This is a genomic window from Bacillus solimangrovi, assembly GCF_001742425.1.
GTDB classification, from domain to species: domain Bacteria; phylum Bacillota; class Bacilli; order Bacillales; family Bacillaceae_N; genus Bacillus_AV; species Bacillus_AV solimangrovi.
In genome coordinates, this window is record NZ_MJEH01000033.1 from 183,945 (window position 1) to 206,213 (window position 22,269).

General features: G+C 36.1%; 23 protein-coding genes and 2 riboswitches. Of the genes, 21 read left to right on the forward strand and 2 right to left on the reverse strand.

Features of this window, described 5'->3' with window-relative positions:
- Positions 1–33 precede the first annotated feature (33 nt).
- From rnr to BFG57_RS12450, 4 genes are all read left to right on the forward strand, one after another.
- Positions 34–2,358 carry a ribonuclease R gene (rnr, locus tag BFG57_RS12435; protein WP_069717805.1) on the forward strand — a complete coding sequence of 775 codons (2,325 nt, stop codon included), beginning with the start codon at positions 34–36 and terminating at the stop codon, positions 2,356–2,358.
- Positions 2,359–2,422: 64 nt separating this feature from the next.
- Positions 2,423–2,884 (forward strand): SsrA-binding protein SmpB, encoded by a 462-nt coding sequence (smpB, locus tag BFG57_RS12440; RefSeq protein WP_069717806.1) that lies wholly within the window; start codon positions 2,423–2,425, stop codon positions 2,882–2,884.
- 312 nt (positions 2,885–3,196) lie between these two features.
- Positions 3,197–3,496, forward strand: a complete 300-nt coding sequence (locus BFG57_RS12445; RefSeq protein ID WP_069717807.1) for an ArsR/SmtB family transcription factor — start codon at positions 3,197–3,199, stop codon at positions 3,494–3,496.
- A 35-nt stretch (positions 3,497–3,531) separates the two neighbouring features.
- Entirely contained in the window at positions 3,532–3,804 is a 273-nt protein-coding gene (locus tag BFG57_RS12450) for a DUF2573 family protein (protein ID WP_069717808.1), read from the forward strand.
- 29 nt (positions 3,805–3,833) lie between these two features.
- Here BFG57_RS12450 and BFG57_RS12455 read toward each other — a convergent pair whose 3' ends face one another.
- Together BFG57_RS12455 and BFG57_RS12460 are read right to left on the reverse strand one after the other, a co-directional pair.
- A complete protein-coding gene (locus BFG57_RS12455) occupies positions 3,834–4,172 on the reverse strand; it encodes a spore coat protein (RefSeq protein WP_069717809.1) in 339 nt (112 codons plus the stop codon).
- Between the two features lie 46 nt (positions 4,173–4,218).
- On the reverse strand, positions 4,219–4,470 hold the full coding sequence (locus tag BFG57_RS12460) for a hypothetical protein (protein WP_069717810.1): 252 nt from the start codon (positions 4,468–4,470) through the stop codon (positions 4,219–4,221).
- Between the two features lie 271 nt (positions 4,471–4,741).
- Here BFG57_RS12460 and BFG57_RS12465 point away from each other — a divergent pair, with 271 nt between their 5' ends.
- The 17 genes from BFG57_RS12465 to BFG57_RS18990 all read left to right on the forward strand — a co-directional run bounded on the left by BFG57_RS12465 (position 4,742) and on the right by BFG57_RS18990 (position 22,241).
- Positions 4,742–5,659, forward strand: coding sequence for a proline dehydrogenase family protein (locus tag BFG57_RS12465; RefSeq protein WP_069717811.1), 918 nt, complete (start codon positions 4,742–4,744; stop codon positions 5,657–5,659).
- 345 nt (positions 5,660–6,004) lie between these two features.
- On the forward strand, positions 6,005–8,401 hold the full coding sequence (locus BFG57_RS12470) for a 3-hydroxyacyl-CoA dehydrogenase/enoyl-CoA hydratase family protein (RefSeq protein ID WP_069717812.1): 2,397 nt from the start codon (positions 6,005–6,007) through the stop codon (positions 8,399–8,401).
- A 14-nt stretch (positions 8,402–8,415) separates the two neighbouring features.
- A complete protein-coding gene (locus BFG57_RS12475; RefSeq protein WP_069717813.1) occupies positions 8,416–9,591 on the forward strand; it encodes an acetyl-CoA C-acetyltransferase in 1,176 nt (391 codons plus the stop codon).
- A 43-nt stretch (positions 9,592–9,634) separates the two neighbouring features.
- The gene (locus tag BFG57_RS12480) at positions 9,635–11,419 is read left to right on the forward strand and encodes an acyl-CoA dehydrogenase family protein (RefSeq protein WP_069717814.1); all 1,785 of its coding nucleotides are present in this window, start codon (positions 9,635–9,637) and stop codon (positions 11,417–11,419) included.
- A 274-nt stretch (positions 11,420–11,693) separates the two neighbouring features.
- Positions 11,694–12,053 carry an arsenate reductase family protein gene (locus tag BFG57_RS12485; protein WP_069717815.1) on the forward strand — a complete coding sequence of 120 codons (360 nt, stop codon included), beginning with the start codon at positions 11,694–11,696 and terminating at the stop codon, positions 12,051–12,053.
- A gap of 104 nt (positions 12,054–12,157) precedes the next feature.
- Positions 12,158–12,541 carry a glycine cleavage system protein GcvH gene (gcvH, locus tag BFG57_RS12490; RefSeq protein WP_069717816.1) on the forward strand — a complete coding sequence of 128 codons (384 nt, stop codon included), beginning with the start codon at positions 12,158–12,160 and terminating at the stop codon, positions 12,539–12,541.
- Between the two features lie 298 nt (positions 12,542–12,839).
- The gene (locus BFG57_RS12495) at positions 12,840–13,193 is read left to right on the forward strand and encodes a toprim domain-containing protein (RefSeq protein ID WP_069717817.1); all 354 of its coding nucleotides are present in this window, start codon (positions 12,840–12,842) and stop codon (positions 13,191–13,193) included.
- Positions 13,194–13,202: 9 nt separating this feature from the next.
- Positions 13,203–13,508 (forward strand): thioredoxin family protein, encoded by a 306-nt coding sequence (locus tag BFG57_RS12500; protein WP_069717818.1) that lies wholly within the window; start codon positions 13,203–13,205, stop codon positions 13,506–13,508.
- Positions 13,509–13,763: 255 nt separating this feature from the next.
- Positions 13,764–14,531 carry an RNA polymerase sigma-I factor gene (gene sigI / locus BFG57_RS12505; RefSeq protein WP_069717819.1) on the forward strand — a complete coding sequence of 256 codons (768 nt, stop codon included), beginning with the start codon at positions 13,764–13,766 and terminating at the stop codon, positions 14,529–14,531.
- On the forward strand, positions 14,531–15,541 hold the full coding sequence (locus BFG57_RS12510; RefSeq protein WP_069717820.1) for an anti-sigma factor domain-containing protein: 1,011 nt from the start codon (positions 14,531–14,533) through the stop codon (positions 15,539–15,541). Before sigI ends, BFG57_RS12510 begins: the two co-directional genes overlap by 1 nt.
- A 406-nt stretch (positions 15,542–15,947) precedes the next feature.
- On the forward strand, positions 15,948–16,295 hold the full coding sequence (locus BFG57_RS12515; RefSeq protein WP_069717821.1) for an SCP2 sterol-binding domain-containing protein: 348 nt from the start codon (positions 15,948–15,950) through the stop codon (positions 16,293–16,295).
- 191 nt (positions 16,296–16,486) lie between these two features.
- Positions 16,487–16,601: riboswitch (SAM riboswitch) on the forward strand.
- 256 nt (positions 16,602–16,857) lie between these two features.
- The gene (locus tag BFG57_RS12520) at positions 16,858–18,174 is read left to right on the forward strand and encodes an O-acetylhomoserine aminocarboxypropyltransferase/cysteine synthase family protein (RefSeq protein ID WP_069717822.1); all 1,317 of its coding nucleotides are present in this window, start codon (positions 16,858–16,860) and stop codon (positions 18,172–18,174) included.
- 99 nt (positions 18,175–18,273) lie between these two features.
- Positions 18,274–18,388: riboswitch (SAM riboswitch) on the forward strand.
- A 183-nt stretch (positions 18,389–18,571) separates the two neighbouring features.
- Positions 18,572–19,597 carry a methionine ABC transporter ATP-binding protein gene (locus tag BFG57_RS12525; RefSeq protein WP_069717823.1) on the forward strand — a complete coding sequence of 342 codons (1,026 nt, stop codon included), beginning with the start codon at positions 18,572–18,574 and terminating at the stop codon, positions 19,595–19,597.
- Positions 19,590–20,246: a methionine ABC transporter permease gene (locus BFG57_RS12530; protein WP_069717824.1), complete on the forward strand. Its 657-nt coding sequence runs from the start codon at positions 19,590–19,592 to the stop codon at positions 20,244–20,246. The genes BFG57_RS12525 and BFG57_RS12530 overlap by 8 nt, the downstream gene beginning before the upstream one ends.
- Before the next feature lie 58 nt (positions 20,247–20,304).
- Entirely contained in the window at positions 20,305–21,153 is an 849-nt protein-coding gene (locus BFG57_RS12535) for a MetQ/NlpA family ABC transporter substrate-binding protein (RefSeq protein ID WP_069717825.1), read from the forward strand.
- A 157-nt stretch (positions 21,154–21,310) separates the two neighbouring features.
- Positions 21,311–21,679 (forward strand): carboxymuconolactone decarboxylase family protein, encoded by a 369-nt coding sequence (locus BFG57_RS12540; protein WP_069717826.1) that lies wholly within the window; start codon positions 21,311–21,313, stop codon positions 21,677–21,679.
- 418 nt (positions 21,680–22,097) lie between these two features.
- Positions 22,098–22,241, forward strand: a complete 144-nt coding sequence (locus BFG57_RS18990; protein ID WP_175428343.1) for a hypothetical protein — start codon at positions 22,098–22,100, stop codon at positions 22,239–22,241.
- Positions 22,242–22,269 lie beyond the last annotated feature (28 nt).

Sequence of the window (22,269 nt, forward strand, 5' to 3'; positions counted from 1 at the left end):
CATTGTACTATTTTTCATAGAGGAGGTAAGCATATGGACAAAATAAATGCACATATTGAACGACTGTTAACTTATATGAAAGATGAATCATATAAACCATTAACTGTTCAGGAACTTGAAGAAGTATTAGGCATTGAAAGTTCTGAATCATTTAAAGAGTTTGTTCAAGCATTAGTAAAGATGGAAGAAGAAGGTCTCGTTGTTCGAACACGAAGTAATTGTTATGGACTACCTGAGAAAATGAATCTTATACGAGGGAAAGTAATTGCTCACGCAAAAGGATTTGCTTTCATTGAAAGAGAAGAGAAAGGGACGGATGATATTTTTATCCCACCTTCTCAATTAAGTAGCGCTATGCACGGAGACATTGTTCTTGTGCGCATTGATTCAGAGAGTTCGGGTGCACGTCCTGAAGGAACGATTGTACGGATCATTCAACGTGCGGTAACAGAGGTAGTTGGAACATATATTGATAACAGGCATTTTGGGTTTGTGAATCCGGATAATAAGCGTGTTACGTCAGACATCTTTATTCCTAAGGGCAAAGCTAAGGGTGCTGTTGATGGTCATAAGGTCATTGTGAAGATTGTTAAATACCCAGAAGGTCGAATGAATGCAGAAGGAAAAGTGATAGATATTCTAGGTCATAAAAATGACCCTGGTGTAGATATTCTTTCGATTATCCATAGTCACGGTATTCCACAAGACTTCCCAGAAGAAGTGATGAAGCAAGCGCTTGAGACACCAGAAAACATTTCACCAGAAGACTTAAATAATCGCCGTGATTTACGTGATGAAACACTCGTAACAATTGATGGTGCAGATGCGAAGGACTTAGATGATGCTGTGTCAGTACGCAAACTTTCAAATGGGAATTATAAGCTAATTGTATCTATCGCTGACGTTTCTCATTATGTAACTGAAGGTTCGTCAATTGATGAAGAAGCTTATGAACGTGGGACAAGTGTATATCTAGTAGATCGTGTCGTTCCAATGATTCCACACCGCCTATCGAATGGCATCTGTAGCTTGAATCCACAAGTAGATCGTTTAACATTGTCTTGTGAGATGGAAGTGGATAGACAAGGTCAAGTTGTAAATCATGAAATTTTTCAAAGTGTTATTAAGACAAAGGAACGTATGACATATACAGATGTGAATAAGATTTTAGAAGAGAATGATGAAGCTTTACGTAGTAAATATGCTGAGCTTGTTCCGATGTTCGAGGATATGGGTGATCTTGCAGATATTCTACGTAGAAAACGGATGCAACGAGGCGCGATTGATTTTGACTTTAAGGAAGCGAAGGTACTAGTTGGTGATGACGGTACACCGTCAGATGTCATTCTACGAACGAGGTCAATTGCAGAGCGTTTAATTGAAGAGTTCATGTTATTAGCAAATGAAACGGTCGCTGAACATTTTCATTGGATGAATGTACCTTTCATGTACCGAATTCATGAGGAGCCAGATGCTGAGAAATTACAACGATTCTTTGAATTCATTACAAACTTTGGTTATGTTGTAAAAGGAAAAGCGAACGAAATTCACCCACGTGCATTACAAGAAATACTAGAAGAAATACAAGGGACACCAGAAGAAACAGTTCTGTCAACTGTCATGCTTCGTTCGATGCAACAAGCACGATATGAACCTCAAAGTTTAGGTCACTTTGGTTTGTCCACAGAGTATTATACACATTTCACATCACCAATTAGACGTTATCCGGATCTTATCGTACATCGTCTAATTCGTAAGTATTTAATTGATAAGAAATTGAGTACAGCTGTTCAAGAGGAATGGGCAGAAAAGCTTCCTGAAATAGCAAGACATACATCTGAAATGGAACGAAGAGCAGTCGATGCTGAACGTGAAACTGATGAAATGAAAAAAGCTGAATATATGATGAAACACATCGGTGATGAGTTTGAAGGAATGATAAGCTCTATTACGAATTTCGGATTGTTCGTTGAGCTTCCAAATACAATTGAAGGCCTTGTTCACGTTAGTTATTTAACTGATGACTATTATCGATACGATGATCGCCAATACGCTATGATTGGCGAAAGGACAGGCACTGTATTTCGAATTGGTGATGAAATTGTCGTGCGTGTCATAGATGCGAACAAAGAAGAGCGTTCTGTTGATTTTGAAATTGTTGGTATGAAGGGCAATAGACCATCAAGGAGAAAAGAACGTCCTAAAGTAATTCAAGGGCCAAGGAGAAAGAAAAAAGAACAAAATGGAGATTCTGCAAAAAAATCTCCTAACAAAACAAATAATAATAAGAAAAAGAAGAAGAAAAAGCCGTTTTATGAAGAGGTAGCAAAAAAGAAGAAAAAGAAACGGAAAAAGTGACGCTAGAGATATCTCTGGCGTCTACTTCACGTAAGTAAAACTGAAGAGGGGGTACGTGTCAATCATGCCAAAGGGACTAGGGAAAGCGATTGCTCAAAATAAAAAAGCTCGTCATGATTATACGATTGAAGATACATATGAAGCTGGTCTTGTGCTACAGGGGACAGAAATTAAGTCAATCCGAGCTGGTCGTGTGAATATGAAAGATTCATATGCAAGGGTTGAGGGAGGAGAAGTATTTGTTCATAATATGCACATAAGTCCTTATGAACAAGGAAACCGTTATAATCACGAACCTTTGCGAACAAGGAAGTTATTGTTGCATAAAAAAGAAATTGCAAAATTAATAGGTCTGACAAGGGAAAAAGGGTATGCTCTTGTACCATTGAAGGTTTATATAAAAAATGGCGTTGCTAAGATGTTAATTGGCCTTGGAAAAGGGAAAAAGAAATATGATAAGCGAGAAGATTTAAAGAAGAAGGCAATGAAACGTGATGTTGAACGCGCGTTGAAAGATAGACAATAGAAATTGACCTATCGTGTATTGGCGATGGGTTTTTTAACTTCTCTGCATTATTCGTTTGACTTTTGTACTGTTAATAACTTTGTATATAATAAGAGAAAGTTATTTTTTTATACCTCAATTCATGCTAGGATATTCACTTCAAAATGAATTGAAGCTTAATTCAATGAAGAGAGTGATGCATTGGTTAGGCCTTTGTGTGTGATTGTTCGGTATTTTAGTGCCTGTTTAGTCAAACTATTATCAGTGTTGTTAAACATACTACTCTTTGATGAAAGTTTTATGATTTGAAAAAATAGAAAAGGAGAAGTGTATATGGGAGACGAAGCAATAAAAATATTTCGGGATTGTATACCATTATTTCAAACGTTAAGTGACCCGTATCGACAAGATATTGTATTAATGCTTGCGGAACAAGAACGTTTAACTGTCAATGAAATTGTCGAACAAGTAACACTCTCCCGCCCAGCTGTATCACACCATCTTAAAATTTTAAGAGATACTGGGTTAGTTACCAGTGAAAAAAACGGGACAAAGCACTATTATTCACTAAATTTAGATTCATCGATTGAAAAGCTAAAACGATTAATTTTAGCGATAGAAGAGGATTGTTGATTTGTCGATTTAGTAATAAGTAAAGGAGGGTGAATATGGAACAATCTCTTGAGGAGCAGTTTGAAGCGCTAATTGAGAAGTATACGGAGTTATTAACGGGTGATACGAATGAAGAATTAAAGGCAAAAGTTCAAATGTGGGTTTTATACAACCATATCGCTAAATCAATGCCAGCACTTGCGAAGCATTGGAATCAACAATATCCAGACAGTAAGCAACAGATGCATGAAATTATTAAAGATATTAAGATTAGAAATGAAACATATCGACAACAAGTAAAACAAATAAAAGATTCAACAAGCCATTGATGCATGTTTGCAACAATGGCTTGTGAAGTTTATTGGAGCATTTGGTTATTATAAGGAAATTGGTCCGTATATCCTTGGAATTGCTGATATGCTTGCTGAATTTTCTGGGGATCTGCAGCTTCTAGACCGTACCATCCCTTCTTAAACATGAGATTGTATATATTTCTCTGACAATCTTGAGTTTCTTTAAAAATTGATATCATATCATCGTATATTTGTTGGTTGCTGGCTTCATTGAGGTACGTACAATATGAATCTGTCATATACTTTTCTGTAGAGAGTATATCATTTGTGAAATCTCGTTCATTCATAGCAGGTGTCTTAGGTATGTTTGTTTCTGGGTTCTGTACCTTGTTTTGATTAGGCATTTGATAAGCCTCCTTTAGTTAGTTGTAATTAATAGAAGGGTTTGTACTATTGCATATTTTGTGTTGGTTGACTTTGTAGATGACTAAGGATCTTCTGATAGTGTCGTTGATGCATTTGTCCAGCTTGGTCTAGCGTATTTTTGATTTCTTGATCTTGACATTGCTCTGCCATGAAATGAGCTTTCTTCATTGCAAGTAGGTTCCAAGCAAGCATGTCTGATAAGTATAGTTGGTCTTTTGTTGAAACCATTGTTGGTGGTTGCTGCATCATATTTTGTCCACTCGTTTGTTGTTGCATAAGGGTATCCTCCTTGTAAGTTCATTTTCTTTAATCAATGCTAATTTGTGAAAGATAGTATGTTTCTATTCACGAAACGATAAGAAGTATCTATGTTAGAAAAATCAAAAAATAAAAAAGGTAATAAAGATAATAAAAGTGGAGCTAGGTTATGCTTTTTATAAGAATTATCTTTATACAGGGGCATTGGTAGTCAGATCATTGATGACTAAGCTTACACACCTTTTTATTTCTTCATAAATGAATGCGTTTCCATTTGAGGTGGTGAAACATGAAACAATTAATGCGGGATTTTTTTCTTTTCATGTCTCAAAATAAAATGTTTACAAGTTTAGCGAAAAAATATGGTTTGCGTTTTGGTGCATCCCGTTTTGTATCTGGGGAAACGATTGATAAGACTGTAGAAGTAATAAAAGAGCTAAACCAAAAAGGTATGGATGTAACAATCGATTATCTTGGTGAGTTTGTTGATAACGAGAATGAAGCGAAAGATCGTACCGAAGAAACGATTCGATCAATCCATGCAATTGCTGATGAAGGTCTTCATTCTCAAGTATCATTAAAGCTTACTTCCATGGGGCTCGATATTTCAAATGAGTTAGTAATGGCAAATATGCGTCGAATAATGGAAGTAGCAAATTATAGAGGTGTTTTCATTACAATAGACATGGAAGATTATAGTCGGCTTGAACAGACATTAACGATTTTTAAGCAATTAAAAGAGCAATATGGAAACATTGGAACAGTTATTCAAGCTTATCTGTATAGAACAGAAGGTGATATCGATAATCTTAACGATCACAAACCTAATTTACGTCTCGTAAAAGGTGCTTATAAAGAATCTCCTAATGTTGCATTCCCAGTGAAAAAAGATGTGGATGGTAATTTCAAAAAAATAATTAAGATGCATTTATTAAATGGAAATTATACGGCAGTAGCGACGCATGATGACCAAATTATTGAGTATACAAAGCAACTAGTAAAAGAACATAATATATCAAATGAACAATTCGAATTTCAAATGCTATATGGTATTCGTGTTGAGAGGCAAGAAGAGTTAGTTAAGGAAGGTTACAAGATGCGAGTTTATGTTCCATATGGAAATGATTGGTATGGATATTTTATGCGTCGTTTAGCTGAAAGGCCTGCAAACGTAGTATTCGTTTTAAAAGGTACATTTAACAAATAGCTTCTTCGTTAATTTTTATTAAGATCGAAATGATTGTTGAAGGTAATCTTTTTTATAGCAAGTTACACAATTGAAGAAAAGACTGGTGCTCACTTTAAAGGAAATGATGATCCTCTCCCACTAAAATGTGCTAGGTTTTTATATTCTAAAAGTATCGAACGTAACACTAGTTAACATAGTATAATTCGACTCAGTAAAAATTGTAAAAAAACAGAAAATGGACTATTTAGATATTGCTAAATTTTCTAAAATATCATATAGTAGGAATAGAAGAAAGTTGAGTTATTTTTTTTGGGTGAAAAATGAATGAGCATTCATTCAAAAGAGGATAGGGGGAAATTGGAAATGAGTTGGAAGATTAAAAAAGCAGCTGTATTAGGCTCTGGCGTCATGGGCTCAGGTATTGCTGCACATTTAGCTAACATCGGAATACCTACGATTATGCTTGATATCGTTCCAAAAGAACTAACAGAGGAAGAAAAAGCAAAAGGGTTAACATTAGATGATAAGCAGGTTCGAAATCGGTTTGCGATGAATGCTAAGAAACAGTTGTTTAAACAAAAGCCTGCTCCCTTAACATTGAAAGAGAATGCAGATTATATACAAGTTGGTAATATGGATGATGATTTTGATAAATTGGCTGAAGTCGACTGGATCATAGAAGTTGTTGTTGAGAACTTAGATATTAAGAAAAAAGTATTCTCACGTGTTGAGGAAGTAAGGAAGCCAGGAAGTATTGTCAGCTCGAACACTTCAGGAATCTCAATTGAAGCAATGGCAGAAGGGCGTTCAGAAGATTTCCAAAAACATTTCTTAGGTACACATTTCTTCAATCCGCCACGTTATTTGAAGTTGTTAGAAGTGATTCCTACAAAGAACACAGATCCAGATATGTTTAACTTCATGAAGAAGTTTGGAGAAGATGTTCTTGGAAAAGGTGTAGTTGAAGCGAAGGATACACCAAACTTTATCGCAAACCGTATTGGTACTTACGGGTTGATGGTGACTGTTCAAGAAATGCAAAAAGGTGGCTATAGTGTCGGTGAGGTTGATTCAGTAACGGGCCCATTGCTTGGAAGACCAAAGAGTGCAACTTTCCGTACATTAGATGTCGTTGGATTAGATACGTTTTCTCACGTTGCAAGAAATGTGTTTGACAATGTTGAGGGAGAAGAGAAAGCAGTCTTTGACACACCTGACTTCATGAAAAAGATGCTTGAAAAAGGTTGGTTAGGTAGTAAGTCCGGACAAGGTTTTTATAAAAAGCAAAAAACTGAAAAAGGCAAAGAAATTTTAGAACTTAATCCTGAAACATTAGAATATGAAACGCGTAAAAAGTTGAAAGCGCCGTCAATTGAAATGAGTAAGCAGCAAAAGGGATTAGGACGTAAAATAAAATCTCTAGTATATGCAAATGACCGTGCCGGTGAATTTGTATGGAGCATATTGAAACCAGTGTTACTATATTCGGCTCAACTTCATAAGGAGATTGCTGATGATATCGTTGCAATCGACCGTGCGATGAAGTGGGGATTTGGATGGGAAATGGGTCCGTTTGAATTATGGGATGCAATTGGTGTTGAAAAATCAGTTCAACTTATGAAGGAGCAAGGTTCAGACGTTCCTAGTTGGGTTGAAGAAATGTTAGAAAAAGAGATTACTAATTTCTATAAAAAAGAAAATGGAAGCGTTTCATTTTATCATGATGGCGAGTACAAGCTCCTGAATGACAATGAAAAAGTGATCCGTTTGAACTTATTAAAGGAACAAAACAATGTCATTAAAAAGAACTCAGGTGCAAGCTTAATTGATTTAGGTGACGGAGTTGCAGGTCTAGAATTCCATTCACGTAATAATGCAATTGGTGCTGACATTACACAGATGATTTTTGATTCTATAGACGAGGTTGAACAGAACTATAAAGGTCTCGTTATTGGAAATCAAGCGAAAAACTTCTGTGTTGGTGCAAACTTAGCGATGATATTAATGGAAGCACAAGATGATAACTTCTTTGAAATTGAGTTTGTTATTCGAAAATTCCAAGAAGCAATGATGCGAATCAAATATAGTGATAAGCCTGTTGTAGCTGCTCCATTTGGAATGACATTAGGAGGAGGTACAGAAATATGTCTCCCTGCTGATGCGATTCAAGCCTCTTCAGAAACTTACATGGGACTTGTAGAAGTAGGTGTCGGTGTTATCCCTGGTGGTGGCGGAAATAAAGAATTATACATGCGTCAATTAGAAGCGATGCCACAAGGACCAAACTTTGATTTGCAAAAGGTTACAAATCATGTGTTTGAAACAATCGCAACGGCGAAGGTATCAACTTCAGGTCATGAAGCGGAACAGATCGGTTTCTTAGGTGTTAAGGATGGTATAAGTATCAATGGCGACCATTTAATCCATGATGCTAAGCAAAAAGTGTTAAGCCTCCATAATCAAGGTTATGTAGCACCTAAACGTAAGAAAATTCCAGTTGTCGGGGAGTCAGGGTATGCAACGATGTTACTTGGCGCTCAAGCAATGATGAAATCAGGTTATATTTCTGAGCATGATTTGAAGATTGCTCAAAAATTAGCGTTTGTACTTGCAGGTGGAAGAGTACCAGGTGGCACAATGGTCGATGAACAATATCTTCTAGATCTTGAACGTGAAGCATTTGTAAGTCTAGTTGGTGAACCGAAGACTCAGCAACGTATGCAACATATGCTTGTAAAAGGAAAACCACTACGTAATTAAAGGGGGAACGTGTTGTGAAAGAAGCAGTGATCGTTGCCGGGGCAAGAACACCTGTCGGCAAAGCAAAGAGAGGTACATTAGCAAATGTCCGTCCAGATGACTTAGGGGCATTAACAGTTAAGGAAACGTTAAAAAGAGCAAACAATTACGATGGAAAAATTGATGATGTCATTTTTGGTTGTGCGATGCCAGAAGCAGAGCAAGGAATGAATATGGCAAGAAATATCGGTGCGTTAGCAGGTTTATCATATGAAACACCTGCGATTACGATTAATCGTTATTGTTCATCAGGGCTGCAATCAATTGCTTATGCAGCAGAACGTATCATGTTAGGTCACTCAAGCACGATTCTTGCAGGTGGAGCAGAAACGATGAGTTTAATTCCGATGGGTGGTCATGTTATTCGACCGAATGCAGACCTTGTCGAAAATGCACCTGAATATTATATGGGCATGGGACACACAGCTGAAGAGGTTGCACAAAAGTATGGTATTTCACGTGAGGAACAAGATGCGTTTGCTGTAAGAAGTCATCAACGTGCAGCTGCCGCAATTCGTGATGGCAAATTTGCAGATGAAATTGTCCCAGTTGAAGTGACATTAAAGACAGTTGATAGTGCGAATAAGCTTCAAGAAAAGAAAGTGATGTTTAGTCAAGATGAGGGTGTTCGTGAAGGTACAACAATCGAAACTCTTAGTAAATTAAGACCTGCATTTAATGTACGTGGTTCTGTAACAGCTGGTAATGCATCACAAATGAGTGATGGTGCAGCAAGCGTTCTTGTAATGGATCGTGAAAAGGCTGAAGCAGAAGGTTTAACACCGATTGCAAAGTTCCGTTCGTTTGCAGTAGGTGGCGTTCCTCCTGAAATCATGGGTGTAGGACCTATAGTCGCTATTCCGAAAGCACTTGAATTAGCAGGGTTAGGTGTAGGTGATGTTGGCTTATTCGAATTGAACGAAGCCTTTGCATCACAATCTATACAAGTCATTCGTGAACTTGGCTTAGATGAGGATAAGGTGAATGTTAACGGTGGAGCAATTGCTCTTGGCCATCCACTCGGTTGTACAGGTGCAAAGCTAACACTATCTTTAATGCATGAAATGAAGAGAAGAAACGAACAGTTCGGAGTCGTTACAATGTGTATTGGTGGCGGAATGGGTGCCGCTGGAGTCTTTGAATTAATCTAATCGCTTATTTATAAAAAAATTATAATATTAGGGAGAGAATATGATGAGCAAAACAGCAGAACAATTGTTTAAAGGCGCACAGTTTATAGTTGATGAAATACCTGCAGAGAGTGTGTTTACACCTGAAGATTATACTGACGAACATCAAATGATCGCAAAAACTACTGAAGATTTTGTATTAAATGAAGTTGTACCTGAAGTTGAGTTTCTTGAAAACCATGAATTTGACCGTTCGGTTAAACTATTGAAAAAGGCTGGAGAACTTGGCTTACTAGGTGCAGATGTACCAGAAGAGTACGGTGGAATTGGACTTGATAAAATAAGTTCAGCTCTTATCACAGAAAAGTTTGCAAGAGCTGGTGGATTCTCAGTTACACATGGCGCACATGTTGGAATCGGTTCATTACCAATTGTGTTCTTTGGTAATGAAGAGCAAAAGAAAAAATATTTACCATTACTTGCTACAGGAGAGAAGCTTGCAGCTTATGCATTAACTGAGCCAGGTTCAGGTTCTGATGCTTTAGGTGCAAAAACTACAGCTGTATTAAATGAAGAAGGCACTCATTATGTGTTAAATGGTGAGAAGCAATGGATTACGAACTCAGCATTTGCGGATGTTTTCATTGTTTATGCGAAAATTGATGGAGAGCAATTTACAGCATTTATTGTTGAGAGAGATTATCCAGGTGTTTCGACAGGTCCAGAAGAGAAGAAGATGGGTATTAAGAGTTCTTCAACTCGTACATTAATTTTAGAAGATGTTAAAGTTCCTAAAGAAAATCTACTTGGTGAAGCAGGTAAAGGTCACGTGATTGCATTCAACATCTTAAATGTAGGGCGTTATAAGCTTGCAGTTGGAGGAATTGGTGCTTCGAAGCGTGCAATTGAACTATCTGCAAAATATGCAAATGAGCGTAAACAATTTAAGCAACCAATTGCGAAATTCCCTCTTATTCAAGAAAAACTTGCTAATATGAGTGCAAAGTTATATGCAATGGAGAGCTCAGTATATCGTACAGTTGGTTTATTTGAAGATAGAATGGGTGGGCTGTCTGACGAAGAAGTTAAAGACGGTAAAGCTATTGCAGATTCAATTGCTGAATATGCAATCGAGTGCTCATTAAATAAAGTATTGGGTTCAGAAGTATTAGATTATATCGTTGATGAAGGCGTTCAAATTCATGGCGGTTATGGATTTATGTCTGAGTATGAAATTGAAAGAATCTATCGTGATTCTCGTATTAACCGTATTTTTGAAGGAACGAATGAAATTAACCGCATGATCGTTCCAGGTACATTAGTGAAGAAAGCGATGAAGGGTGAATTACCACTTCTTCAAAAAGCACAAGCGTTACAAGAAGAGTTAATGATGATGATGCCAGAGGATATCAGTGATGAGCCTTTAGCACAAGAAAAATATTTAGTTCGTAATGCTAAGAAGATCGGTCTTCTAGCAGCAGGACTTGCGGCACAAAAGCTAGGTACAAACTTGAAAAATGAACAAGAAATATTAGTGAACCTTGCTGACATCGTTGGTGAGATTTATGCAATGGAATCAGCGGTTCTTCGTACTGAAAAAGCAATTCAAAAAGATGGTGCTGAGAAAGCTGCACAGAAAATCTTATATACTGAGATTTATTGCCAAGAAGCATTTGCAAAGGTAGAAGCAGATGCGAAAGAAACAATTACAGCAGTAGAATCTGGTGATACTTTACGTATGACATTATCAGCGTTACGTAAGTTAACTCGTTCTGTTCCTAAAAATGTAATTGAGAAGAAACGTAAGGCTGCTCTTAAGTTAAGTGAAGCTGAGAAATACATTGTATAATAGCTAAGTTGAGGAGGACTCCACTTTTGGAGTCCTCTTTATTACATGTTAGGATAAAAGTTAACAGCTTAGAATAGTTCATCGCTTGTGTGATAGAATAAGGTGAAATATCTATCGCTTAATACACTTATTACCCATACATAGTTAGTTGGGTGTATTAGAGACTGGTTGTTCACTCCTGTTTCATTATTATTGAAGTCTGAAATCTTTGAAGTAGGAATACTTACAACAGTTGAAGTGAGGGAGAATTGAGTAAGTATGATGGAGGTAGGATATGGGATTGACATTTTACTGGTATCCGAAGTGTGGTACTTGTCGTAAGGCTAAGAAATGGTTTGATGAGCACGGCGTAGAATATAAAGAAGTACATATTGTAGAATCTCCACCATCTCGTGATCAAATTGAGGACTTGTATAAGTCGAGTGGTCTAGAGTTAAAGAAATTTTTCAATACAAGTGGAAAGAAATATCGAGAGCTTGATTTGAAAGACAAAGTGAAAACGGCTGAACCAGACGAGTTATTGGATTTGTTAGCATCTGATGGTATGTTATTAAAACGACCAATTGTAACTGATGGAGAGAAGGTAACGGTTGGTTTTAAAGAAGAGCAATTTGTAGAGGTTTGGAATAAATAAAGTATTTGCTCTAACTGTTTGCTATCGAATATACTCTTAAGTGAATAGACAAGTACATACATTGCTTGTCCATTAGTGAAAAATTTGATGTGGAGGAATTAGACATGAATTTACCTAAAGAATTACGTTATTCTGAAGAACATGAGTGGGTTAAAGTTGAAGGCGACAAAGTACGTATTGGAATTACAGATTTTGCTCAATCTGAATTAGGAGACATCGTTTTTGTTGAAGTTCCAGAAGTTGGTGATGAAATTCAAGCAGATGAACCATTTGGTAGTGTTGAATCTGTTAAAACTGTATCTGAACTATATGCTCCAATTAGTGGGAAAATTGTTGAAGTCAATGAAGACCTTGATGATAGTCCAGAATTTGTGAATGAATCACCATATGAAAAAGCATGGATCATTGTTGTTGAGCCATCTGATATGAGTCAAGTAGAAGAGTTAATGACTGCTGAACAATATCAAACAATGGTTGAGGAAGATTAATTATTAGCCATATAGAAAAGGCAGCGGTGTTAATTCCGTTGCCTTTTCTATATGGCTAGTGATTTTATTCTATATGGTCATGTTTCTTGCTTATATAATCTTTTTATGTAAGCATAATGTAAAGCCACAATTACAAAAGATAAGGATAAGCTTCATACAAAGTTCATATTTCAAGTCCTTAGTATTTATCTGTAAAGAATTGTATTAAAGTTGCCTTCCACGCGAACTTCACCGTGTATTCTTAGTCTTGAAGTGGGAGTGTACATAAGCTGAACATACTTGATTAAGGGTGAAGGTGATGGCTATGGTAGAGAAAGTAATTATAGTTGAAGGACGTACAGATAAAAAGAAGATACAACCTATTATTAATGAACCTGTTACTATTATTTGCACGAACGGAACAGTAAGTCTTACAAAAATTGATGAATTAATTGAACTATATATACTAGAGGAAAAGGATGTATATATTTTAGCTGATGCAGATTCGGCTGGGGATAAGCTGCGAAATCAATTCAAACGTGAATTACCAGAAGCTGAACATATTTACATTGACCGAGCTTATCGAGAAGTAGCTACATCACCAGTAAATCATTTAGCAACGGTCTTAACAGGGGCTAATTTTGATGTAAATCCTGAATTTTTGTTGAAATGAGGATTAAATATGATACCAGTAAAACAGAGAGAATTTGAACGAATCGTGGATGAAGAGGGGTTAACCTATTTTTATTTATATACGCCAATGTGTGGTACATGTCAGCTTGCCAGTAAGATGCTTACGATCGTAGAAGAGGCGATTCCATCATTAGAAATTAACAAAATTGACCTGAATTATATACCAGATTATGCGAAAAAATGGGAGGTTGAAAGTGTACCCTGTTTAATTGTTTATGATGAAAAGTCAGTAAAAGATCGAATATATGCATTCCAATCGGTTGATTATCTATTTCGATACTTCAAACAACAATAAAAGGTTCAGTATAAATATAGAGAGGAATATTGAATTGTAAAATAACGCCTTATAATACAGATAAAACCTAAAATATTAAGGTTTCTAGACATTCTTCTATACTTTTTCGTAAAAGTGGATTAGTTGTGTTATAACTGTGTATATTGCAATAGTCTACACTTTTTTCTAATCTATTTTTGTAGTTATTGAAATTGAAAATAACGATTAGTGAATTTGATTTAGAAGTAATAGGTGTACGAAAAGAGGTGGTAAACAATGTTCCCATTTTTATTTATTTCATGGATACCAAAGAAAAATGACTCAAATATAAATGTAGAAGAGCTCGTATTCGAAGCTCAAAAAGGTAATGATGAAATTCGAAACGACTTATTGGAAAAGTATCAACCGTTTATAAAAAAAGTGATTTCTAAAGTGTGTCAAAGATATATATCAGAATCTATGGACGAATACAGTGTTGGTCTATTGGCCTTCAATGAAGCAATTGATCAATATCAAGCAAACCAAGGTAGTAAATTTTTAACATTCGCCAATATGGTTATTAGAAGGCGAGTTATTGACTACATTCGCAAAGAACAGCGCCATAGGCAACATTATGCTTGGGATTATGAAGAGAATGACAAAGATGTTCAGTATGAAGAAAGTTACATTGAGCAGCGGACATCAATTGAAAACTATGAATTGAAGAAACAGCAAGAAGAGCGTCTTGAACAGATTATGGAGTACAGAGATCTACTTGCTACGTTTAAAATATCATTTGATACGTTAAGCAAACAATGTCCAAAACATTGGGATGCCCGTGAAAATGCAAAACAGATAGCAAAATTAATAGCAGAAGATCCTGAGTTTGTAGAATATTTGATGACTAAGAAGAGATTACCAATAAGACATTTGGAGAAAAAAGTTTCTTGCAGTCGCAAAACGATAGAGAGGAATCGAAAGTATATAATAGCCGTTTCATTAATCCATATTGGAGGATTTGAAGCACTACAATCTTATATTGAACCACAGAAAGGAGGAGAATGATGAAGCGCGGTATTGTAATGGATTTAAATAATCGCAAAGCTGTTGTGCTTACGAAAGATGGAGAATTTAAAAAAGTATCATTGAAAAAATATCCACATGTAACAATTGGCGACGAAGTTGTCGTTCCTGAATCATATGCATTCCCTATTTATTCAAAGAGTATTCCAGTCGTATCAGCTACAGCCGCAGCAGCTATTTTCTTAATTATCCTATTAAGCTCATTTCCGTTATCAACCGGTGAAAATGCTGTAGCTGCCTTCATTGGACTTGATATTAATCCAAGCGTCGAAGCTGGAATTAATCAACAGTTAGAAGTTATTGAGTTAAAAGCGTTAAATGAGGATGGGAATAAAATCTTAACAAAAATAGGTTCATTTGATGATATGACGCTTCAGCAACTTCTCAGTACTTTTTTAACAGTTTCAAAAACCTCGGGGTATTTAGATAACAGTAAAGATATGTTAGTAACTACAATCTTAATTGATGATAGTGGATCAATGGAAAAACCTATTGAAGAGGTTGTGGGGAGTTGGCAAGAACAAAGTGTATCCACAGCGGGAATAGCAATCACGACAATGAATGGAAATCGTAAACAACGAGAACAGGCACGTGAAAATGGGCTTTCTACAGGGAAATATTTAATGTATCTTCAAGCGAAAGAAAATGTACCTATGACTATTGAAGAGGTAAAGACCCTTTCTGTAGAACAGTTGAATGACAAATTATACCCTGTTAAAACACTTGAAATTAAAACTACTCCTCAAGAAGAGGAACAAGAGTCTACTGAAGAAGTTCCTGCAGCAGTTGAATCAATTGGGCAAGCAGATTCTTCTGAAGAATCTGTAAATAAAACAACACAAACATCACCTGAGAAAATAGATATTCAGGTACAACCAATTGATGAAGGTTTAGATTCAAGTTCAATTGAAAATAGAGATGAAGAGGAAATTAACGATAGTTCTTACGAGAACGAAATAGAGAAAAATGAAAATGAAGAAAAAGCGGCATAAAGTGAAATTTCCATCAGTGGAGGTTTTCCTACATCCGCCACTGATGATTAGTTGAACCAATCATGTAATTACTAACGCTGACTCTCCCACTTTAACTGCGTTGACTTTTCTACGTTTGAAGTGAGAGGCTTAGCGTTATTTGACAAGTGATAAAATGAAATATATTTGTTAGTGGAGGACATTTTCCTCCACTTTTTTAATGCGTATCATTGATTTTGTCATATGTTTAAAAAGTAATAGTTGATAACAAATAGAAAAGGTGGGTAATACGTCATCGACGTATTTCTCAGGAAATATCAGTAATTTGTCTAACGATAAATTATATGTCGAACAGTTTATCAAGGAATGTCTTCAATTATATCGAAAGATTCACATAACGATTATCTCTCAAAGGGGTTGTGTGTCTATGGTAATTGACATTGCAATAAACGAACTTCAACAACGTTTGTTACAAACGAATTATATAAGTTCATTATTTTTTAAGGAGCCAATGAATATCTGTCTAGTAATTGACGAGAGTAATTACCTTTATAATTTGAAAGGGAATTTGTGTAGAAGAATAGAGAGCGCTGATTATATTGATTTAACGATCAAAGGTGATGAAGAGGTAGTTTTAGAATTCCTAAGCGGTGATACGCCATTGCTCAGCCTTATAAAACAAGGGAGAATTCATGTAGAGGGAAATTATCGGATGATTTTACGATTTGAAGCTATTGTATTCTGTGCGCTAGAAATAGAAAGTGATGTAGTTTAGTGTTAGTTTAAAAAAATAAATATAGACATATTGGATTTCTATCGTGTTTTAAGTAAGTTAATTGATAAAAGAAAATATATTATTGACTAAGGAAATTAATTCTTGATTAATTAGACAGAAAATTTAGAATATAAAGTTGACTTTTGATTTTATAGGTGATAGCATATGTACCAATTAAGATAATTTAATCGATCTTATCAAGAGAGGTGGAGGGACTGGCCCTTTGAAGCCCGGCAACCAATTTTCTAATAAAAAAGAAAATGACGGTGCTAATTCCTGCAGAGTGTAGACTCTGAAAGATGAGGAGAGTGATATTATCGTTTGTTCGGTCCTCATCTAATTTAAGATGAGGTTTTTTACTGTGCTATCCATTGAGGTGATAAATTTTAACGATTAGAACATATAAGTGGCTTTAGGTGAAAATTAGCACCTTTTCGTGACTTGGTTAGAAGATTTTTATACTGAAAATGGAAGTTGAATTAATGGGATTTTCGATCTATAGAATCATGTTTCTGTATGTAATTCATCATTACAAACTAAAATTATAAAGGAGCGAGTTAAAATGACAGAGAAACATTATCGTTTGGAGACGTTGGGGATTCATGGTGGACTACGACGAGATGATCAGACGGGTGCACAAGCACTGCCGATATATCCAACAAATGCTTATCATTTTCAAAGTACTGAACATGCAGCTGATTTATTTGCTTTAAAAGAACAAGGGAATATCTACACTCGTATTACAAATCCAACAGTTAGTGCATTTGAAGATAGAGTCGCTCTGTTAGAAGGTGGGGTTGGAGCATTAGCTTTTGCAAGTGGTTCAGCAGCAATCACAAATGCAATTCTTAATCTTGCGGAAGCAGGGGACGAAATCGTTAGTGCATCGACATTGTATGGAGGTACGTATAATTTATTTGCTCAAACTTTACCTAAGTTTGGAATTAAAGTTCACTTTGTTGACCCTACTGATGTTGAGAATTTTAGAAAGGCAATAACACCGAAAACTAAGGCTGTATTTGCAGAAACAATCGGTAATCCAAGCTTACATGTTCTTGATATCGAAGAAGTCGCCAAAGTTGCTCATGGAGAAGGTGTTCCGTTAATCGTAGATAATACATTTGCTACACCATATTTATTACGACCGATTGAATATGGGGCAGACATCGTTGTCCATTCAGCTACTAAATGGATCGGAGGAAATGGAACTGCTCTAGGAGGAATCGTTGTCGATGCAGGTAATTTTGATTGGAGTTCTGATAAATTTCCAGGCTTTACAGAACCTGATCCAAGCTACCATAATCTTGTGTATTCAGATGCGTTAGGACCAGTGGCATATATTATTAAAGCCCGTGTTCAATTATTAAGGGATACGGGTGCTGCTCTTAGTCCATTTAATGCTCATCAGCTGAGTCTTGGGTTAGAGACCTTACACGTACGAATGAAAGAGCATGTAGCAAATACACGTGAAATCGTAAAGTACTTGGAAGAGCATCCTGCAGTTGAATGGGTACTTTATCCTGAACTAGAAAATCATCCAGCGTATGAGTTAACGAAGAAGTATTTGTCTAAGGGGGCAGGTTCGGTTATTGTATTCGGTATTAAGGGAGGAAGAGAAGCGGGTTCTGCCCTAATTAACAATCTTCAGCTATGGTCCCATGTTGCAAATGTAGGTGATGCAAAGAGTTTAATTATACATCCAGCAAGTACGACGCATCGACAATTGAACGCTGAGGATCTAAAAAAATCAGGTGTGTCAGAAGATTTAATTCGTTTGTCTGTAGGCATTGAACATATAGAGGATTTAATTAATGATCTAGATCAAGCTATTGAAAAAGCAACTGGAACAGCATTAAAAGTTGACAAAGCGGAAGTATAACATAATAAGAATGGTAAATTTTATTTGTTGACACCTTTAGAATACCGTGCTAATATTTTCAACATAATTAATTTACTTAAATTTAATAGTTGTCTATGACTCTTATCAAGAGAGGTGGAGGGACTGTGCCCTGTGAAGCCCGGCAACCATCAAACAGATCATGTTTGAAATGGTGCCAATTCCTGCAAAGCAATGTTGCTTTGAGAGATGAGAGAAAGGAAATCGAAATATATTAACCTTTCTGCTCATTTGTGCGCAGAAAGGTTTTTTATTTTGTTTTGTGTAATGGACCAGTCCTTATAGAGGAAGTCTATCATTATAGACAATGGAATAATGAAAGTAAATGAAACAGTCAACTTAGTGATATGTAGCATAAGTGTGAAAGAGGTGGTCTTATATGATTGAATTGAGAAATATTAAGAAAGTATTTTCAACGAGAAGTGGTAATGTCACTGCTGTTGAAAAAGTCGATCTTACCGTAGAAAAAAGCGAAATATTTGGAATTATTGGTTATAGTGGTGCTGGTAAATCAACACTGATTCGAATGCTGAATAAATTGGAAACACCTAGTGGTGGAGATATTATCATAGATGGTCATAACATTTCGAATCTTCAAGGAAAACAGTTACGTGAGGCAAGACAAGAAATAAGTATGGTCTTTCAACACTTTAATCTTCTTTGGTCGAGAACAGTTCGAGACAATATTGCTTTTCCTCTTGAAATAGCAGGAGTTGGAAAGGAAGAGAGAAAGAAGCGGGTTGATGAGCTTATTCGCTTAGTTGGTTTAGAAGGTCGTGAAGATTCATATCCATCACAGTTAAGTGGTGGACAGAAACAGCGTGTCGGTATAGCGAGGGCATTGGCTAACCGTCCAAAAGTGTTGCTATGTGATGAAGCAACTTCAGCACTTGACCCGCAAACGACCGATTCCATTCTTGACCTTCTTGTTGAAATTAATGAACAACTAGGTTTGACAATTGTGCTTATCACACATGAAATGCATGTTATACGTAAAATATGTCACAGAGTTGCTGTGATGGAAAATGGTAAAGTCGTTGAGCAAGGTCCAGTACTAGACGTCTTTCGTAAGCCGAAAGAGGAAATAACAAAACGTTTTGTTAAGCAAGTAACAGAACCTACTGACAGCCATGAAACAATTGATCATCTTATTGAGAAATATCCAAATGGTAAAGTGATTCAACTTACATTTGTTGGTGATAAAGCAGAACAACCTCTTATTACTCAATTGATTCGTACATTCAATCTGAATGTGAACATTTTACAGGGGAAGATTTCTCAAACGAAAACAGGTGCATATGGCACTTTAGTTGTTCATCTTGATGGACCACATGAAGAAGTGAATAATGCGCTGGCCTTCATTGAAGAAATTAACGTTGATGTGGAGGTAATCGAAAATGTTTGAAAATGTGAAATGGGACAAGGTTTGGGAGGCGACAGTTGAGACGTTATATATGACAAGTGTGTCTGTACTGTTTACTTTTATATTTGGAATATTACTTGGTTTACTTTTATTTTTAACTTCGAAAGGGAACTTATGGGAGAACAAAATCCTTAATGGGATTACTGCGGCATTTGTTAATGTGTTTCGTTCTATTCCTTTTATTATTCTCATTATATTGTTAATTCCTTTTACAAAGGCAATTGTAGGTACAATTTTAGGAGCTAAAGCAGCATTACCTGCACTTATTATTGGAGCAGCACCATTTTATGCACGAATGGTTGAGATAGCCCTTCGAGAAGTTGATAAAGGTGTAATTGAAGCAGCTCGTTCTATGGGAGCAAGGACAAGTACTATTATTTTTAAAGTATTGTTACCAGAGTCAATGCCTGCATTAATCTCCGGAATCACAGTTACAGCGATTGCTCTTGTAGGTTATACAGCCATGGCGGGTGTCGTTGGAGCAGGTGGATTAGGAACACTTGCATTTTTAGAAGGCTTTCAACGAAGCAATAATGATGTAACGTTTGTAGCAACTGTAGTTATTCTAATCATTGTATTTATTATTCAACTTATCGGTGATGCAGTTACGATGAAAACCGATAAACGATAGGTATCATTCTTCTATATGAAGATAATATAAAACATCACAGAAAAGAGAGGGAGACAAAATGAAAAAGTTATTTACGATTGTTTTTTCAGCATTACTTCTTGTTGCATTAGCAGCATGTGGACAAGGTGGAGAAACTGCTCCAGCTGAAGAAGGAGAAGCAACTCAAGTTGAAGCAACAAAAATAGTAGTGGGAGCTTCTAATGTGCCTCACGCAGAAATTCTTGAACAAGCAAAGCCGTTGTTAGAAGAAGAAGGTATTGAGTTAGAGATTGTGCCGTTCCAAGATTACATTTTGCCTAACAAAGCACTAGAAGATAAAGAAATCGACGCGAACTATTTCCAACACATCCCATATCTTGAGGATCAAATCGCAGAAAATGGTTATGATTTCACAAATGCTGGTGGGATTCACATTGAGCCTATTGGGATCTACTCTCAAAAATATTCATCACTTGATGAGCTACCAGATGGTGCGAAAGTAATTATGAGTAATTCTGTCGCAGACCATGGTCGTGTTCTTTCTTTATTAGAAGTCCAAGGACTTATCACTTTAAAAGAAGATGTTGATAAAACGACAGCAACATTTGATGATATTGCTGAAAATCCAAAAAACTTTGAATTCGAAGCAGATATTGATGCTGGTTTCCTTCCACAAGTGTATAACAATGGTGAAGGTGATATCGTCTTAATTAATACGAATTATGCAATTGATGCTGATTTGAATCCATTGGAAGATGCAATCGCACTTGAAGGGGAAGAATCACCATATGTGAATATTATTGCAGTACGTACAGGTGATGAAAACAATGAGTCAATTAAAGCGCTAGTTGACGTATTACATTCAGAGGAAATTCAAAACTATATTATCGAAGAATATAACGGTGCAGTTGTACCAGTGAAGGAATAAGTTTGTTAGTAGGGTAGCAATTCATGTTGCTACCCTTTTTATTTTGTTTACTAGAATAACAAATTAATGAACAGATGTAATATGTTTTTCTAAGGATAACGAAATGTAATTAACTCATACTAACGAGGTATACTCTTGTGGGAAGGATGGGTTAATGATGGAACAATTTGAACCAAGAAATTCAACAGAGGAAGCTTTACATGCTTACAAAGCAGGTCTAGGTGTATTTACACAGAAACTACCTGAGTTTGCTCATCATTTTAATGCTTTTACAGAGGCTTGTTTCAAGGGTGGCGAAGTTTCAGAAAAAGAAAAACAAATGATTGCCTTAGGCATTAGCATCTATTCTCAAGATGAATATTGCATAATTTATCATACGAAAGGTTGTCTTGATAATGGGGCAACTGAACAAGAGATATTAGAAACGACGGCTGTTGCATCAGCTTTTGGTGGTGGTGCTGCAATGAGTCAAGGTGTAACTCTTGTACAAGAAGCCATTCAAGAGTTACAACAGGTAAAACATTAAGAATGAAAAACTCTTCCGTTCTCATTTAGGAAGGGTTTTTTTCAATATCAATGTGTCTTGAAATAAGGTATAGAGCAATAGATTCTCAAGAAAATAAGGATACTGACTTTTTAGAGACATTCAATTGTAAATGAAATTAAGTAAAAATGTAGTTACATGAACTTACTAAATTCCCCTTATTGGTTGAACTTACTATGAGAATGTGTAAATGTAGAGTTAATGAGAGTAACCTGTTGATAATGAATGATATTTAAGAAGAATCTAAGCTCCTATTATTCATTGGAGTTTATAGTGAGATTGTCCTTATACGTATTGTGTAGCTTTATTTGTTAGCGCCAACCTAGCGTGTTAAGATTAAGGATGTAATCAAAATTAAAAGAAATGACTCCTCATGACTGTCCTTTAAGTAGATAATACGTTGGCTACAAGTCAATTGGCTAGGTTACTCAAGGTTTTTAGTCAGACGTTCGATTGTCGCTTAGCCGTTCAAAGCTGTCAGGAGAAGGAAGACGAGAAAAGTCAGCAAATATTAACAAAGTTAACTACTAGCAAATTGTTTTGAAAATATAGTAGCTTTAAATATTTTAGAC

Coding starts and splice junctions, on each gene's coding strand:
- rnr (WP_069717805.1), top strand. CDS start 34: ATGGACAAAATAAATGCACATATTGAACGACTGTTAACTTATATGAAA.
- smpB (WP_069717806.1), top strand. CDS start 2,423: ATGCCAAAGGGACTAGGGAAAGCGATTGCTCAAAATAAAAAAGCTCGT.
- BFG57_RS12445 (WP_069717807.1), top strand. CDS start 3,197: ATGGGAGACGAAGCAATAAAAATATTTCGGGATTGTATACCATTATTT.
- BFG57_RS12450 (WP_069717808.1), top strand. CDS start 3,532: ATGGAACAATCTCTTGAGGAGCAGTTTGAAGCGCTAATTGAGAAGTAT.
- BFG57_RS12455 (WP_069717809.1), bottom strand. CDS start 4,172: ATGCCTAATCAAAACAAGGTACAGAACCCAGAAACAAACATACCTAAG.
- BFG57_RS12460 (WP_069717810.1), bottom strand. CDS start 4,470: ATGCAACAACAAACGAGTGGACAAAATATGATGCAGCAACCACCAACA.
- BFG57_RS12465 (WP_069717811.1), top strand. CDS start 4,742: ATGAAACAATTAATGCGGGATTTTTTTCTTTTCATGTCTCAAAATAAA.
- BFG57_RS12470 (WP_069717812.1), top strand. CDS start 6,005: ATGAGTTGGAAGATTAAAAAAGCAGCTGTATTAGGCTCTGGCGTCATG.
- BFG57_RS12480 (WP_069717814.1), top strand. CDS start 9,635: ATGAGCAAAACAGCAGAACAATTGTTTAAAGGCGCACAGTTTATAGTT.
- BFG57_RS12485 (WP_069717815.1), top strand. CDS start 11,694: ATGGGATTGACATTTTACTGGTATCCGAAGTGTGGTACTTGTCGTAAG.
- gcvH (WP_069717816.1), top strand. CDS start 12,158: ATGAATTTACCTAAAGAATTACGTTATTCTGAAGAACATGAGTGGGTT.
- BFG57_RS12495 (WP_069717817.1), top strand. CDS start 12,840: ATGGCTATGGTAGAGAAAGTAATTATAGTTGAAGGACGTACAGATAAA.
- BFG57_RS12500 (WP_069717818.1), top strand. CDS start 13,203: ATGATACCAGTAAAACAGAGAGAATTTGAACGAATCGTGGATGAAGAG.
- sigI (WP_069717819.1), top strand. CDS start 13,764: ATGTTCCCATTTTTATTTATTTCATGGATACCAAAGAAAAATGACTCA.
- BFG57_RS12510 (WP_069717820.1), top strand. CDS start 14,531: ATGAAGCGCGGTATTGTAATGGATTTAAATAATCGCAAAGCTGTTGTG.
- BFG57_RS12515 (WP_069717821.1), top strand. CDS start 15,948: ATGGTAATTGACATTGCAATAAACGAACTTCAACAACGTTTGTTACAA.
- BFG57_RS12520 (WP_069717822.1), top strand. CDS start 16,858: ATGACAGAGAAACATTATCGTTTGGAGACGTTGGGGATTCATGGTGGA.
- BFG57_RS12525 (WP_069717823.1), top strand. CDS start 18,572: ATGATTGAATTGAGAAATATTAAGAAAGTATTTTCAACGAGAAGTGGT.
- BFG57_RS12530 (WP_069717824.1), top strand. CDS start 19,590: ATGTTTGAAAATGTGAAATGGGACAAGGTTTGGGAGGCGACAGTTGAG.
- BFG57_RS12535 (WP_069717825.1), top strand. CDS start 20,305: ATGAAAAAGTTATTTACGATTGTTTTTTCAGCATTACTTCTTGTTGCA.
- BFG57_RS12540 (WP_069717826.1), top strand. CDS start 21,311: ATGGAACAATTTGAACCAAGAAATTCAACAGAGGAAGCTTTACATGCT.